The sequence below is a fragment of the Streptomyces hawaiiensis genome, assembly GCF_004803895.1.
Lineage (GTDB): Bacteria > Actinomycetota > Actinomycetes > Streptomycetales > Streptomycetaceae > Streptomyces > Streptomyces hawaiiensis.
Map to the genome: position 1 here is coordinate 7,783,331 of NZ_CP021978.1, position 13,456 is coordinate 7,796,786.

Annotated in this window: 13 protein-coding genes; 8 read left to right on the plus strand and 5 right to left on the minus strand. The window is 71.2% G+C overall.

The window, feature by feature from the left end; genetic code table 11:
• Window positions 1–240: 240 nt before the first annotated feature.
• The 5 genes from CEB94_RS35555 to CEB94_RS35575 are packed head-to-tail and all read left to right on the plus strand — an operon-like array spanning window position 241 to window position 5,195.
• A complete protein-coding gene (locus CEB94_RS35555) occupies window positions 241–1,260 on the plus strand; it encodes a sugar ABC transporter substrate-binding protein (protein WP_175436053.1) in 1,020 nt (339 codons plus the stop codon).
• Complete coding sequence (locus tag CEB94_RS35560) at window positions 1,260–2,336, plus strand: ABC transporter permease (RefSeq protein ID WP_175436054.1); 1,077 nt, start codon at window positions 1,260–1,262, stop codon at window positions 2,334–2,336. Before CEB94_RS35555 ends, CEB94_RS35560 begins: the two co-directional genes overlap by 1 nt.
• 5 nt (window positions 2,337–2,341) lie before the next feature.
• Window positions 2,342–3,253 carry an ATP-binding cassette domain-containing protein gene (locus tag CEB94_RS35565; protein ID WP_175436055.1) on the plus strand — a complete coding sequence of 304 codons (912 nt, stop codon included), beginning with the start codon at window positions 2,342–2,344 and terminating at the stop codon, window positions 3,251–3,253.
• Between the two features lies 1 nt (window position 3,254).
• Window positions 3,255–4,157: a sugar phosphate isomerase/epimerase family protein gene (locus tag CEB94_RS35570; RefSeq protein ID WP_175436056.1), complete on the plus strand. Its 903-nt coding sequence runs from the start codon at window positions 3,255–3,257 to the stop codon at window positions 4,155–4,157.
• An 18-nt stretch (window positions 4,158–4,175) separates the two neighbouring features.
• Complete coding sequence (locus CEB94_RS35575) at window positions 4,176–5,195, plus strand: Gfo/Idh/MocA family protein (RefSeq protein WP_175436057.1); 1,020 nt, start codon at window positions 4,176–4,178, stop codon at window positions 5,193–5,195.
• A gap of 48 nt (window positions 5,196–5,243) precedes the next feature.
• On the opposite strand, the gene CEB94_RS35580 is transcribed toward CEB94_RS35575, so the two are convergent.
• The 4 genes from CEB94_RS35580 to CEB94_RS35595 all read right to left on the minus strand — a co-directional run bounded on the left by CEB94_RS35580 (window position 5,244) and on the right by CEB94_RS35595 (window position 9,344).
• The gene (locus CEB94_RS35580; protein WP_175436058.1) at window positions 5,244–6,260 is read right to left on the minus strand and encodes a Gfo/Idh/MocA family protein; all 1,017 of its coding nucleotides are present in this window, start codon (window positions 6,258–6,260) and stop codon (window positions 5,244–5,246) included.
• Complete coding sequence (locus tag CEB94_RS35585) at window positions 6,257–7,261, minus strand: Gfo/Idh/MocA family protein (RefSeq protein WP_175436059.1); 1,005 nt, start codon at window positions 7,259–7,261, stop codon at window positions 6,257–6,259. Before CEB94_RS35585 ends, CEB94_RS35580 begins: the two co-directional genes overlap by 4 nt.
• A gap of 140 nt (window positions 7,262–7,401) precedes the next feature.
• A complete protein-coding gene (locus CEB94_RS35590) occupies window positions 7,402–8,178 on the minus strand; it encodes an SDR family oxidoreductase (protein WP_175436060.1) in 777 nt (258 codons plus the stop codon).
• Between the two features lie 8 nt (window positions 8,179–8,186).
• On the minus strand, window positions 8,187–9,344 hold the full coding sequence (locus tag CEB94_RS35595; protein WP_175436061.1) for a phytanoyl-CoA dioxygenase family protein: 1,158 nt from the start codon (window positions 9,342–9,344) through the stop codon (window positions 8,187–8,189).
• A gap of 108 nt (window positions 9,345–9,452) precedes the next feature.
• On the opposite strand from CEB94_RS35595, the gene CEB94_RS35600 reads away from it, so the two are divergent.
• Complete coding sequence (locus CEB94_RS35600; RefSeq protein WP_175436062.1) at window positions 9,453–10,484, plus strand: LacI family DNA-binding transcriptional regulator; 1,032 nt, start codon at window positions 9,453–9,455, stop codon at window positions 10,482–10,484.
• A 64-nt stretch (window positions 10,485–10,548) separates the two neighbouring features.
• Complete coding sequence (locus tag CEB94_RS35605) at window positions 10,549–11,160, plus strand: TMEM175 family protein (RefSeq protein ID WP_175436063.1); 612 nt, start codon at window positions 10,549–10,551, stop codon at window positions 11,158–11,160.
• A gap of 10 nt (window positions 11,161–11,170) precedes the next feature.
• On the opposite strand, the gene CEB94_RS35610 is transcribed toward CEB94_RS35605, so the two are convergent.
• The gene (locus CEB94_RS35610; protein ID WP_175436064.1) at window positions 11,171–12,334 is read right to left on the minus strand and encodes a Gfo/Idh/MocA family protein; all 1,164 of its coding nucleotides are present in this window, start codon (window positions 12,332–12,334) and stop codon (window positions 11,171–11,173) included.
• Window positions 12,335–12,444: 110 nt separating this feature from the next.
• Between CEB94_RS35610 and CEB94_RS35615 the strand changes: the two genes are divergently transcribed.
• Window positions 12,445–13,443, plus strand: a complete 999-nt coding sequence (locus tag CEB94_RS35615) for a LacI family DNA-binding transcriptional regulator (RefSeq protein WP_175436065.1) — start codon at window positions 12,445–12,447, stop codon at window positions 13,441–13,443.
• Window positions 13,444–13,456: the final 13 nt, after the last annotated feature.

Consider the following 13,456-nt stretch of genomic DNA (forward strand, 5'->3'; position numbering starts at 1 on the left):
CCCCCAGGTGTAGGTCTCGGAGGGCGGCGCTGTCAATAGTTTGTACTTACATTCGGACCTGCTCGTGAAATGATGTCCTAACAAAGTATTGACAGCGGGCGCGGCAGGGACTTGTATCCCGTGCCATCGCAACAGTCGGTTTGCGGCATCATGATCCGGACTCCGTAAGGCTCCGGGACCACGGATCCCTTCGTGATCCCCTCCTTTCCCCCGCAGTAGCACAGTGAGGTGCCAGGAAAGATGGACCGCTCTTCCCACCCCCGCTCTCGCAGGTTCGCGCCCGTCGTCGCCGTGGCCGCGGCAGCGGCCCTGACCCTCGCCGGCTGCTCCAGCAGTTCCGGAGGCAAGAAGTCCGAGGAAGGCGCCGCGGACGCGTCCGCCGGCAAGGCGACCACGCCCCGCATGACCGTCGCGCTGGTCACCCACCAGGCGCCCGGCGACACGTTCTGGGACACCGTCCGCAAGGGCGCCGAGGCCGCCGCCGCCAAGGACAACATCAAGCTCATCTACTCGGCCGACCCGAACGCGGGCAACCAGGCCAACCTGATCCAGAACGCGATCGACCAGAAGGTCGACGGCATCGCCGTCACCCTCGCCAAGCCGGACGCCCTCAAGGGCGTCATAGGCAAGGCCGAGAAGTCCGGCATACCCGTGGTCGGACTCAACTCCGGCCTGAGCGACTGGAAGAACCTCAACCTGCTGGAGTTCTTCGGCCAGGACGAGTCCGTGGCGGGCGAGGCCTTCGGCAAGAAGCTCAACGAGGTCGGCGCCAAGAAGGTCCTCTGCGTCATGCAGGAGCAGGGCAACGTCGGCCTCACCCAGCGCTGCGACGGCGTGGCGAAGACCTTCGACGGCAAGGTCGACCCGCAGAACGTCAACGGCACCGACATGCCGTCCGTGAAGTCGACGATCACCGCCAAGCTGAAGCAGGACCCGTCCATCGACTACGTCGTCACCCTCGGCGCCCCCTTCGCGCTGACGGCGGTGCAGTCGGTCGGCGACGCCGGCAGCAAGGCGAAGGTCGCCACCTTCGACCTCAACAAGGACCTGATCAAGTCCATCAAAGCCGGCGACATCCAGTTCGCCGTCGATCAGCAGCCCTACCTCCAGGGCTACCTGGCCGTCGACGGCCTGTGGCTCTACAAGAACAACGGCAACTACAGCGGCGGCGGCGAGCAGCCTGTGCTGACCGGCCCGGCCTTCGTCGACAAGTCCAACGTCGACAAGATCGGGGAGTTCGCCGCGAAGGGCACCCGGTGATGAGCATGACCCAACAGGCTGCGCCGGCGGTTGACACACCGCCGGCCCCCGGCCCCAAGCAGTCCGACGGCCGGACGCGGCAGCGCCCGCTGGCGCTGCGGCTGCTGGCCCGGCCCGAGGTCGGCGTCTTCCTCGGGGCCGTCGCCGTGCTCGTGTTCTTCCTGTTCGCCGCGCCGCCGGTGCGCGACGGCAGCTCGATGGCGAACATCCTGTACCAGTCGTCGACCATCGGGATCATGGCGCTGCCCGTGGCCCTGCTGATGATCGGCGGCGAGTTCGACCTGTCCGCCGGTGTCGCCGTGATCACCTCGGCGCTGACCGCGTCCATGCTCAGCTACCAGCTGACCATGAACGTCTGGGTCGGCGTGATCGTCGCCCTGCTCGTGTCGCTCGCCATCGGCGCCTTCAACGGCTGGCTGCTGGTCAAGACCGGCCTGCCGAGCTTCCTGGTCACCCTGGGCACCTTCCTGATCCTCCAGGGCGTGAACCTCGCGATCACCAAGCTGGTCACCGGCAACGTCGCCACCGACGACATCAGCGACATGGACGGCTTCGGCCAGGCGCAGAAGCTCTTCGCCTCGACCTTCACCGTCGGCGGGGTCAACGTCAAGATCACCGTCGTGTGGTGGCTGGCCTTCGCGGCCCTGGCGACCTGGGTGCTGCTGCGCACCAAGTACGGCAACTGGATCTTCGCCGTCGGCGGCAACAAGGACTCCGCGCGGGCCGTCGGTGTGCCCGTGACCTTCACCAAGATCTCGTTGTTCATGCTGGTCGGCTTCGGCGCCTGGTTCGTCGGTATGCACCAGCTGTTCTCCTTCAACACCGTGCAGTCCGGCGAGGGCGTGGGCCAGGAGCTCATCTACATCGCCGCGGCCGTCATCGGCGGCTGTCTGCTCACCGGCGGCTACGGCTCGGCGATCGGCCCGGTCTTCGGCGCCTTCATGTTCGGCATGGTGCAGCAGGGCATCGTCTACGCCGGCTGGAACCCCGACTGGTTCAAGGCCTTCCTCGGCGTGATGCTCCTTGGCGCCGTTCTCATCAATCTGTGGGTCCAGCGCACGGCGACCCGGAGGTGACCGCGATGACCAGCAACGAAACCGGCACCCACGGTGCCGTCCTGAAGGACACCCCGCCCGCCGGCGAGCGTCCCCTCGTCGAACTGCGCAACGCGGGCAAGGCGTACGGCAACATCCGGGCGCTGCACGGCGTCGACCTCACCGTCCACCCCGGCAAGGTGACCTGCGTCCTCGGCGACAACGGCGCCGGCAAGTCCACCCTCATCAAGATCATCTCGGGTCTGCACCAGCACACCGAGGGCGAGTTCCTCGTCGACGGCGAACCGGTGCGGTTCTCCACCCCGCGCGAGGCCCTCGACAAGGGCATCGCCACGGTCTACCAGGACCTCGCGGTCGTCCCGCTGATGCCGGTGTGGCGCAACTTCTTCCTCGGCTCCGAGCTGACCAAGGGCCCCTGGCCCGTACGCCGTCTCGACATCGAGAAGATGAAGAAGACAGCGGACGAAGAGCTGCGCAACATGGGCATCGTCCTGGACGACATGGAGCAGCCCATCGGCACGCTCTCCGGCGGCCAGCGCCAGTGCGTCGCCATCGCCCGCGCCGTCTACTTCGGCGCCCGCGTCCTCATCCTGGACGAGCCGACCGCCGCCCTCGGCGTCAAGCAGTCCGGTGTGGTGCTGAAGTACATCGCCGCCGCCCGCGAGAAGGGCCTGGGCGTCATCTTCATCACCCACAACCCGCACCACGCCTACATGGTCGGCGACCACTTCAGCGTGCTGCGCCTCGGCACCATGGAACTGTCCGCCTCCCGCAGCGACGTCAGCCTCGAAGAGCTGACCAACCACATGGCCGGCGGCACCGAACTCGCCTCTCTCAAGCACGAGTTGGCGCAGGTCCGCGGCGTCGACGTCGAGGAGCTCCCCGAGGAGGGGGACCTCACCGCTCCCGTAGCCACGTCTTCGGAAGGAAAGTCCTGACATGGCCTTCGCGCTCGACCGCATCCGGGTCGGCTCCGCCCCCGACTCCTGGGGCGTCTGGTTCCCCGACGACCCCCAGCAGGTGCCCTGGGAACGCTTCCTCGACGAGGTCACCGAGGCCGGCTACTCCTGGATCGAACTCGGCCCCTACGGCTACCTGCCCACCGACCCGGCCCGGCTCACCGACGAGGTGACCAAGCGGAACCTCAAGGTCTCCGCCGGCACGATCTTCTGCGGACTGCACCGCGGCCCCTCCGAGTGGGACTCCACGTGGGAGCAGGTCAGCCGGGTCGCCGCCCTCACCCAGGCCATGGACGCCAAGCACCTGGTCGTCATCCCGTCCTTCTGGCGGGACGACAAGACCGCCGAGATCCTGGAGCCGCCGGAGCTCACCACCGAGCAGTGGCGCCACCTCACCACGGGCATGGAGCGCCTCGGCCGTGAGGTGAAGGACACCTACGGCCTGGACATCGTCGTCCACCCGCACGCCGACACCCACATCGACACCGAGGAGCACGTCGAGCAGTTCCTCGACTCGACCGACTCCGACGCCGTCAACCTCTGCCTGGACACCGGGCACTACGCCTACTGCGGCGGCGACAGCGTCAAGCTGATCGAGACGTACGGCGAGCGCATCGGCTACCTCCACCTCAAGCAGGTCGACCCGGAGATCCTCGCCGACGTCGTCAAGAACGAGATCCCGTTCGGCCCGGCCGTCGCGCGCGGTGTGATGTGCGAACCGCCCGCCGGTGTCCCGGAGCTGGGCCCCGTCCTCACGGCGGCCCAGAAGCTGGGCGTGGACCTCTTCGCCATCGTCGAGCAGGACATGTACCCCTGCGAGCCGGACAAGCCGCTGCCGATCGCGGTGCGCACCCGCAAGTTCCTGAGGTCCTGCGGCGCCTGACGACCCGAAAGGACGGCCATGACGGAGCGCGCCACTCTGGGAGTCGCGGTCATCGGTACCGGAAGGATGGGCGCCGACCACGTGCGCCGCATCCAACACGTCACCAGCGGGGCCCGGGTGGCGGCCGTCGTGGACGTCGAAGCGGAGCGCGCGAAGGCCGTCGCCGCCCGTGTCGACGGCTGCACCGCCTACACCGACCCGGCGGCCGCGATGGCGGCGGCCGACGTCGACGCCGTCCTGATCGCCTCCCCGGGCCCGGCCCACGAGGCCACCCTCCTCGCCGCCTTCGAGCACGATCTGCCCGTCCTGTGCGAGAAACCGCTCACCCCCGACGCGGCCTCCGCCCTGCGCGTCCTCGAAGCCGAACTGCGCCTCGGCCACCGCCGGGTCCAGGTCGGCTTCATGCGCCGCTACGACCCCGAGTACGCGAAGCTGAAGGCCCTGCTGGCGACGGGCCAGCTGGGCCGTCCGCTGATGCTGCACAACCGGCACCGCAACGTCGCCAGCCCGCCCTTCTTCACCAGCTCCATGCTCATCAGCGACTCCGTCGCCCACGAGGCCGACGCGACCCGCTGGCTGCTGGGCCACGAGATCACGGCGGTCACGGTGCTGCGCCCCACCCCGTCGGCCAGTGCCCCGGACGCCCTGCAGGACCCCCAGTTCGTCGTCTTCGAGACCGACGGCGGCGCCCTCAGCGACGTCGAGATCTTCGTCAACTGCGGTTTCGGCTACCAGGTCCAGGCCGAAGTCGTCTGCGAACGCGGCACCGCCCGCATCGGCGACGGCCACGCCCTGGTCACCAACATGGCCGGCCGCTGGGGCGGCACCATCGCCCAGGACTGGACCGAACGCTTCGAGACGGCCTACGACCACGAGATCCAGACCTGGATCGACGCCACCCGCCGCGGCTGGACCACCGGCCCGAGCACCTGGGACGGCTACGCGGCGGCGGCGGTGTGCGAGGCGGGGGTCCGGGCACTGAAGGACGGCGGCCGGGTGGAGGTCGACCTGGTGGAGAAGCCCGCGCTGTACGCGTGAGACAGGGCCCGGGGCAGGTCCCCGGGCCCTGTCTGTCCGGCCGTGCGGTCAGATCGCGGTACGCGGCCGCGGCTCGAACCCGGCCCGCCGGTAACACGCGTCGATGAGCTCCATCGTCGTCACCGCGTCGTCCGCGTCCAGCGGCAGCGGCACGCCCTTCCGGACCCGGGCCGCGAACGCCTCCAGCTGGTACGTGTACGACGAGCGGGTCCCGAGATGCTCCGTGCGCTCGCCCTCCGCGGTGCGGATCACGAGCCGGTCGTCCAGTTGGGGCAGGACGAAGTTCGGGGCTGTCGCCTCGCCCCGTGAGCCGACGATCCTGATGCTCATGTCCAGGCCGTCGTGGGCCATGTGGCAGCGGGCGGAGCCTGTCGCGCCGTTGGGATACTCCACGTCGGCGTCGAGCCATTCGTCGACCCCGGGCGCGCCCGCGCGTTCACCGGCCCGGGCCCCGGTCAGGCGCGGGGCACCGCCCGCCCAGGGGGCGAGCATCCGCAGGGCGTGCAGGCTGTAGCAGCCGAGGTCCATCAGGGCGCCGCCGGCCAGCGGCAGCGACCAGCGCGGGTCCGTGTCCGGCGGCGCGGCGATGGCGACCATCGCCTCGACGTGCCGCAGTTCGCCCAGTTCGCCCGAGGCGAGCAGCTCGTGCAGGCGCCGGGTGACGGGGTGGAAGAGGTAGTGGAAGGCCTCCATGAAGACCGTCCCCGACTTCCCGGCGGCCTGCCGTACCTCCGCCGCCTCCTGCGCGTTGCTCGCCGACGGTTTCTCCGACAGCACGTGCTTGCCGGCCGCGAGGGCGGCCAGGTTCCACGGGCCGTGCAGGCCGTTGGCGAGCGGGTTGTAGACGACGTCGACTTCGGGGTCGGCGATCAGCTCGGCGTACGAGCCCGCCACCCGCTCCACGCCGTGCCCGGCGGCGAACGCCTCGGCGCGGGCACGGTCGCGGGCGGCCACCGCGACGAGGCGGTGGCCGGTCGCCCGGGCCGGGCCGATCAGGGAGCGTTCGGTGATCCGCGCGGCTCCCAGCACACCTATGCGCAGGGGTTCCCGGCCCTTCTCGCTCATGCCTGCCGTACCTCCTCGATCGTCACGGGACGGTGCTCCCGCAGCGACAGCGTGCACGCGTCGGCGATCCAGCCCGCCTCCAGGGCGTCCTCGATCGTGCAGGGGGAGGGGCGGGTGCCGGCGACGACCTCGGTGAACGCGGTCAGTTCCGCCCGGTAGGCGTCGGTGAAGCGGTCCATGAAGAAGTCGTGCGGCGTGCCCGCCGGGAAGGTCACGCCCGGCTCGACCGAGCGCAGCGGCAGCTTGTCCTCCAGGCCGACGGCGATGGAGTCCGTAAAGCCGTGGATCTCCATGCGGACGTCGTAACCCCGCGCGTTGTGACGGGAGTTGGAGACCACAGCGAGGGTGCCGTCGTCGAGGGTGAGGATCGCGCCGGTGGTGTCGGCGTCGCCCGCCTCCTTGATGAAGTCGGCGCCGCGGTTGCCGCCCACGGCGTACACCTCGGTCACCTCGCGGCCGGTCACCCAGCGGATGATGTCGAAGTCGTGCACCGAGCAGTCGCGGAAGATGCCGCCGGAAGCGGCGATGTACGCGGCCGGCGGCGGCGCCGGGTCCAGCGTGGTCGAGCGGACCGTGTGCAGCGGGCCGAGCTCACCGCTGAGCACGGCGGCACGGGCGTTGACGAACCCGGCGTCGAAACGGCGGTTGTAGCCGATCTGGATCGGCACGTCCCGGCCGCGGACGGCCTTGAGCACCTCGACACCCTCGGCCATGGTCCTGGCGACGGGCTTCTCGCAGAAGACCGGGACCCCGGCCTCGACCCCGGCGAGGATCAGCGCGGGGTGGGCGTCGGTGGCGGCCGCGACGACGATCCCGTCGACTCCGGCGGCCAGCAGCGCCTCCGGCGAGTCCACGACATCGGCCCCGAACCGCTCGGCCGCGGCCTTGGCGGCGTCCGCGAACGGGTCGGTGACGACCAGGGAGTCGACGGCGTCGAGTCCGGAGAGGGTCTCGGCGTGGAAGGCGCCGATGCGGCCGAGGCCGAGGATTCCGATACGCATGAGTGTTGCTCCTAGCTGCAAACGGGGAGTGGTTCTATGCCCTCAGGGGCGCGGGGCTGTCCTGATATGCGGCTCCGCCGCGTGGGCGCGACCAGCCACAACGGCGCCTCACACAACCGACGGCAAGGCGCGGCACATCCTTAGTCGAGTCCCCCCAGAACGTTCTGGTCCCAGTCGATGACCGACCCGGTGACCACCCCGGACCGGTCCGACAGCAGGAAGACCACGAAGTCGGCGATCTCGTCCGGCTGGCCCAGCTTGCCCATGGGCAGCTTCGCGGCGGCCTCCTCGCGCCAGTCGTCCCCGGCCCCGTGGAAGGCCTTCTGCGTGGCGTCCTCGCCCTCCGTCGCCGTCCAGCCGATGTTCAGGCCGTTGATCCGGACCCGGTCCCAGCGGTGGGCGTGCGCGGCGTTGCGGGTCAGGCCGATCAGCCCCGCCTTGGCGGCGACGTACGGCGCGAGGAACGGCTGCCCACCGTGGGCCGACGACGTGATGATGTTGACGATCGTGCCGGACTCCTCACGCCCCACCATGTCCGCCACCACCGCCTGCATCGCGAAGAACGGGCCCTTGAGGTTGATCCCGATGTGCTGGTCGAACAGCTCGGGCGTGGTGTCGAGCAGCGTCCCCCGGGAGGTCAGCCCGGCCGAGTTCACGAGGCAGTCGACCCGGCCGTACGTCTGCACGACGCGCGTCACGGACGCCTTCGCCTGCTCGGCGTCCGACAGGTCGGCCTGTACGTACAGGGCCTTGCCGCCGGCGGCGGTCAGCTCCCGCACCAGGGCCTCGCCCGGCTCGGGGCGCCGCCCGGTGACGGCGACGACCGCACCCTCGCGGACCGCGGCCCGCGCGATGGCCGCGCCGACCCCCTGGCTGCCGCCGTTGACCAGGACGACCTTGTCGTCGAGAAGTCCCATCGCGTTCCTCAGCTCTCTCGCCGTTCGGTACCGGCCCGCAGCTCCGCCCGGAGCGCTTCCGGCGTCCACTCCTCGCGCAGCGCCCGCCGCATCAGATCCGCCTGGGAGGGCGGGGCCAGCCCGTCGACCGGCGGGTCGCTGTCGAGGTTGGTGGGAAAGGGGTAGCCCTCGGCGCTCGCCGCGACCACGTGATCCAGCCACGCCTGGTCGGCGCCTTCGGCCTTGCGCCTGAGGAGAGCCGGGTACACGGCGTTGGCCACCGCCTCACGGTCCACCGTCTCCATCGCCCGGCCGAACGCGGACGACACCTGGAGCAGGTTGGCCATGCGCCGGATGTCCGCCGAGCGGTTGGTGCCGGCCGCGTGGAAGAGGGCCGGGTTGAAGAACACGGCGTCGCCCTTGGCGAGCGGCAACTGCACCTGGTGCGTCTCGAAGTACGCCCGGAACTCCGGCAGCCGCCAGGCGAGATAGCCCGGCGGGTACTTCTGCGAGTGCGGCAGGTACATCGTCGGCCCGGACTCCACCGGCATGTCGCAGTGCGCGACCGCGCCCTGGAGCGTCAGCACGGGGGAGAGGCGGTGCACGTGCGCCGGGTAGGCGGCGGCGACCTCGTTCGTCAGGAAGCCCAGGTGGTAGTCGCGGTGCACGCTCTGCGCGGCGCCGCCCGGGTTGACCACGTTGAGCTGGGAGGTGACCTGGTAGCCCGGGCCCAGCCAGGCGGTGGCCACCAGGGCCAGGATCTCGTTCGCGTAGTAGTCGGCGAACGCCTCCGGGTCGTACAGGGCCGCCTTCTCCAGCGCGTTCCACACCCGGTCGTTGGCGCCCGGCGCGGCGAAGTGGTCACCGGCCGCCGCACCCGAGGCGCGCTGCTCGGCGATCAGCGCCTCGAACACGCCGGTGGCCCGGTCCACGACCTGAGGGTCGGGAAAGGCGCCGCGGAAGACCACGATGCCGGGCCCGTCGGCGAGCGCCCGCACCAGCTCGGCCTGGACCACCCGGTCGCCTTCGAGCAGGCCGCAGTCGTAGACGGGCACGTTCCGCTCCACGGCGGAGGCGTGCGGATAGTCGGCGGGGTCGGTGGCCTGCTCGACCAGCGCGCGGAACGCGTCGAGATCGCAGTCCTGCTCGGACAGCCAGGCACGGTGGTGGACGGAAGTGAAGGACATCGTCGTCCCTTCGGGGTCACGGAGCGACGCAGCCCTGTCATTCTTGTCAGTACAAACCCCTCGAACAACCAGCAGCGAGCCATCAAAAACCCCTCAAGGAGCCGGCGCATGGGCCACCCGTTCCCGATCCGGGAGATCGCACGCCAGGCGGGCCTGAGCGAGGCGACCGTCGACCGGGTGCTCAACGGCAGGGGAGGCGTGCGCGAGAGCACCGCACGGGAGGTCCGTCAGGCCATCGCCGATCTCGACCGGCAGCGCACACAGGTCCGGCTCGTCGGCCGGACGTTCATGGTCGACATCGTGATGCAGGCACCCGAACGGTTCACCACGGCGATCCGCGCCGCCCTGGAGGCCGAGCTGCCGTCCCTGCATCCGGCGGTGCTGCGCTCCCGCTTCCACTTCCGCGAGACCGGCCCGGGCGGGGAACTGGTGCGGATCCTGGACCGGATCGCCCGGCGCGGCTCACAGGGCGTGATCCTCAAGGCCCCGGACGTCCCCGAGGTCACCGCCGCGGTCGGCCGGCTCGAAGCCGCCGGCGTGCCGGTCGTGACGCTGGTGACCGACCTGCCCGCCAGCGCCCGGCTCGCCTACGTCGGCATAGACGACCGGGCGGCGGGCGCGACGGCCGCCTACCTGATGGGCCAGTGGCTGGGGGAGCGCCCGGGCAACATCCTCACCAGCCTCAGCAGCGGCTTCTTCCGCAACGAGGAGGAGCGCGAGATGGGCTTCCGCAGCGCGATGCGCGCCCGGTACCCCGCGCGCACGCTGGTCGAGATCGCCGAGGGACAGGGCCTGGACGCCACCCAGTACGACCTCGTCCGGGCCGCTCTGGAACGCGACCCGGACATCCGCGCGGTGTACTCGATCGGCGGCGGCAACATCGCCACGCTGCGGGCCTTCGACGACCTCGGCCGCGACTGCGCGGTGTTCGTCGCGCACGACCTCGACCACGACAACACCCGCCTGCTGCGCGAGCACCGCCTGTCCGCCGTGCTCCACCACGACCTCCGCCAGGACGTGCGCGAGGCCTGCCACACCGTCATGCGCGCCCACGGCGCCCTTCCACCCGCCGGCCCGACCCTGCCGTCGGCGATCCAGGTGGTGACGCCGTACAACATGCCGCCGCAGGCGGCCGTGTGATCCGGGCGGCACGACCGGGCGTGGATCGAAAGGTGGAGCTTGCGCTGCCCCTACCGTCGGGCCCATGTGGACCTCACGCCCGGACGGCGGGCCGGACCGGTTGCTGACGCTCGCCGACGGCGTGTTCGCCATCGCCATCACGCTGCTCGTCCTGGACCTCTACGTGCCGCGGGGCCTGGAGCCCGACCAGTACCGGGAGGCCCTGCGCCGGGTGCTCCCCGACCTCGGGGCCTACGCGCTCAGCGTCGCGGTGCTCGGCAGCTACTGGCGCGACCACCGCAGGATCTTCCGCGGGGTGCGGGAGGTCGACGGACAGGTGACCAGCCTCTCCGTCCTCGGCCTCGGCGTCGCGGCGCTGGTGCCGTTCCCGACCCGGCTGCTCGCCGAGTACGGCGACCGGCCGGTGTCGGTCGCCGTCTACGCGGGGGCCGTCGCCGCGCTCGGCGCCTGCCATCTGGCGGTGGCCGCCGTCCTGGCCAAACGCCCCTGGCTGCGCCACGACACGCCCACCGAGGCGACGACCCCGCTCTACCTGCTCGACAGTGCCACCATCGTGGTGGTCTTCCTCGTCACCGTCCCGCTCGTCTTCGTGACCGGCCCCTGGATCATGTGGCTGTGGCTGGTCCTCGTCCCGACGAAGGCCTACCTGGGGCGGCGGCTCCAGGCCACGAGCTGAGGCAGCCGCATCACGCCGGTCCGGCCACCTCCGCCCACGCACCGCTCCGCGCCGACCGCGCCATGGCGTCCAGCGCGGCCGCGCTGTGCACGGCATCCGTGAGCGTCGCCCCGTGCGCGGTGCCCTCGGCGACCGACCGCAGGAAGCGGTACGCCTCGATGACCTTCAGGTCGTCGTACCCCATGGCGTTCGCCGCGCCCGGCTGGAACGCGGCGAACTCTCCGTGGCCCGGGCCGACGTAGACCGTGGTGACGGCCTGGTCCTGATATGTCGTGCCGCGGCTGATCCCCAGCTCGTTCATGCGGCGGAAGTCCCAGAACACGGCGCCCTTGGTGCCGTGCACCTCGAAGCCGTAGTTGTTCTGCTCGCCGACCGAGACCCGGCAGGCCTCCAGGACACCGCGCGCCCCGGAGGCGAAGCGCAGCAGGCAGCTGACGTAGTCCTCGTTCTCGACCGGGCCGAGTTCACCTCCTGCGGCGCGGCTGTGGCCGGCCGTGGCGCCGGCCGGGCGGGCCCGCTCCGGGAGGAAGATCGCCGTGTCGGCGATCAGTGACGTGATGTCGCCGAGCAGATGACGGGCCAGGTCCACGCCGTGCGAGGCCAGGTCGCCCAGCACCCCGCTGCCGCCCCGCTCCCGCTCGTACCGCCACGTCAGCGCGCCCTCGGGATGGGCCGCGTAGTCGCTGAACAGCCGGACGCGGACATGCGTGACCGCGCCGATCTCGCCGGAGGCGATCAGCTCGCGGGCCGCCTCGACGGCGGGTGCGTTGCGGTAGTTGAAGCCCACGGTGGCCTGCACGCCCGCCTCGGCCACCGCGTCCGCGACCGCCCCGGCGTCCTCGGCGGTCAGGCCCACCGGCTTCTCGATCCAGATGTGCTTGCCCGCCTCGGCCATGGCGACGCCGATCTCGCGGTGCAGGAAGTTGGGCGCGGTGATGCTGACCGCCCGTACCCGGGGGTCGGCGGCCACCTCGCGCCAGTCGCGGGTCGTCGAGGCGAACCCGAACTGCGCGGCGGCCTCCTCCGCCCGGCCCGGCACCTCCTCCGCGACCGTCACCAGCTCCGGAACGAGGGGCAGCTGCGGAAAGTGGTGCCGCACGCGCGCGTACGCCTGGGTGTGCACCCGCCCCATCCAGCCGAATCCGATGACGGCGACGCCGAGCGTGTCCACCATGAGTGCCCTTCTTGGACCGTTCCAGAACCTGTCGAGGCCACCCTGAGCGGGGTCTGTCGACGCTGTCAACCCTTTGACAAGCCGTGGCGCCCCATGGAACGGTCCATCCCATGAGACCGCCGACGATCCGGGACGTGGCCGAACGGGCCGGTGTCTCCAAGTCGCTGGTCTCCCTCGTGCTGCGCGGCTCCGAGCAGGTCCGTCCCGAGAAGCGGGACGCAGTCCTGCGGGCCGCCCGTGAACTCGGCTACCGGCCCAACGCCGCCGCCCGCAGTCTCAGCGAGCAGCGCACCCGCACGGTCGGTGTGCTCCTGAACGACCTGCGCAACCCCTGGTTCGTCGACCTCCTCGACGGCCTGAACTCCCTGCTGCACGCCCACGGCCTGCAGATGCTGCTCGCCGACGCCCGCCTCAACCGCCGCACCGGCCAGGACCCGGCCGACCCGCTGCTGGACCTGCGCGTCGACGGCCTGGTCGTGGTCGGCACGCTGCCCGACCCGGCGGCCCTCGGCGGGGTGGCCGAGCGGATCCCGGTCGTGCTGGCCGGCTCCCGCGAACCGGCACCGCCGGGCGTCGACGTCGTGGCGGGCGACGACGAGCGGGGCGCCCGGCTGGTCGCCGAGCACCTGATCGGCCTCGGGCACCGCCGCATCGCGCACATCGCGGGCTACGGCACGGTGGGCGAGCTGCGGCGCCGGAGCTTCGAGGCGGCCATGCGCCGGCACGGGCTCGCGGAGCAGGCGGTGGTCGAGCCGAGCGACATGACCGAGGAGGGCGGCTACCGCACGACCGTCCGGCTGCTCAGCCGCCCCGAACGGCCCACGGCCGTCTTCGCCGTCAACGACATCGCCGCCATCGGTGTGCTCTCGGCGGCCGAGGAACTGGGGCTGCGCGTCCCGCGCGACCTGTCCGTCGTCGGCTACGACAACACGAGCATCGCCCGGCTGCGGCACGTGTGGCTCACGACGGCCGACAACTCCAGTCACGAGGTCGGCCGGCGTGCGGCCCGGTGCCTCCTGGAGCGCTTCGAGGGCGCGGGCGGAGCGGGCCGGGTGCAACTGGCCACGCCCACCCTGGAGATCCGGGGATCGACGGCGCCGGCGCCCTGATCGCGGGCCTCGC

Excerpts from the sequence above, each read along its gene's own strand:
- CEB94_RS35595 (WP_175436061.1), bottom strand. The coding sequence starts at position 9,344 with ATGTCCTTCACTTCCGTCCACCACCGTGCCTGGCTGTCCGAGCAGGAC.
- CEB94_RS35600 (WP_175436062.1), top strand. The coding sequence starts at position 9,453 with ATGGGCCACCCGTTCCCGATCCGGGAGATCGCACGCCAGGCGGGCCTG.
- CEB94_RS35605 (WP_175436063.1), top strand. The coding sequence starts at position 10,549 with ATGTGGACCTCACGCCCGGACGGCGGGCCGGACCGGTTGCTGACGCTC.
- CEB94_RS35615 (WP_175436065.1), top strand. The coding sequence starts at position 12,445 with ATGAGACCGCCGACGATCCGGGACGTGGCCGAACGGGCCGGTGTCTCC.
- CEB94_RS35575 (WP_175436057.1), top strand. The coding sequence starts at position 4,176 with ATGACGGAGCGCGCCACTCTGGGAGTCGCGGTCATCGGTACCGGAAGG.
- CEB94_RS35580 (WP_175436058.1), bottom strand. The coding sequence starts at position 6,260 with ATGAGCGAGAAGGGCCGGGAACCCCTGCGCATAGGTGTGCTGGGAGCC.
- CEB94_RS35610 (WP_175436064.1), bottom strand. The coding sequence starts at position 12,334 with ATGGTGGACACGCTCGGCGTCGCCGTCATCGGATTCGGCTGGATGGGG.
- CEB94_RS35560 (WP_175436054.1), top strand. The coding sequence starts at position 1,260 with ATGAGCATGACCCAACAGGCTGCGCCGGCGGTTGACACACCGCCGGCC.
- CEB94_RS35565 (WP_175436055.1), top strand. The coding sequence starts at position 2,342 with ATGACCAGCAACGAAACCGGCACCCACGGTGCCGTCCTGAAGGACACC.
- CEB94_RS35570 (WP_175436056.1), top strand. The coding sequence starts at position 3,255 with ATGGCCTTCGCGCTCGACCGCATCCGGGTCGGCTCCGCCCCCGACTCC.
- CEB94_RS35590 (WP_175436060.1), bottom strand. The coding sequence starts at position 8,178 with ATGGGACTTCTCGACGACAAGGTCGTCCTGGTCAACGGCGGCAGCCAG.
- CEB94_RS35555 (WP_175436053.1), top strand. The coding sequence starts at position 241 with ATGGACCGCTCTTCCCACCCCCGCTCTCGCAGGTTCGCGCCCGTCGTC.
- CEB94_RS35585 (WP_175436059.1), bottom strand. The coding sequence starts at position 7,261 with ATGCGTATCGGAATCCTCGGCCTCGGCCGCATCGGCGCCTTCCACGCC.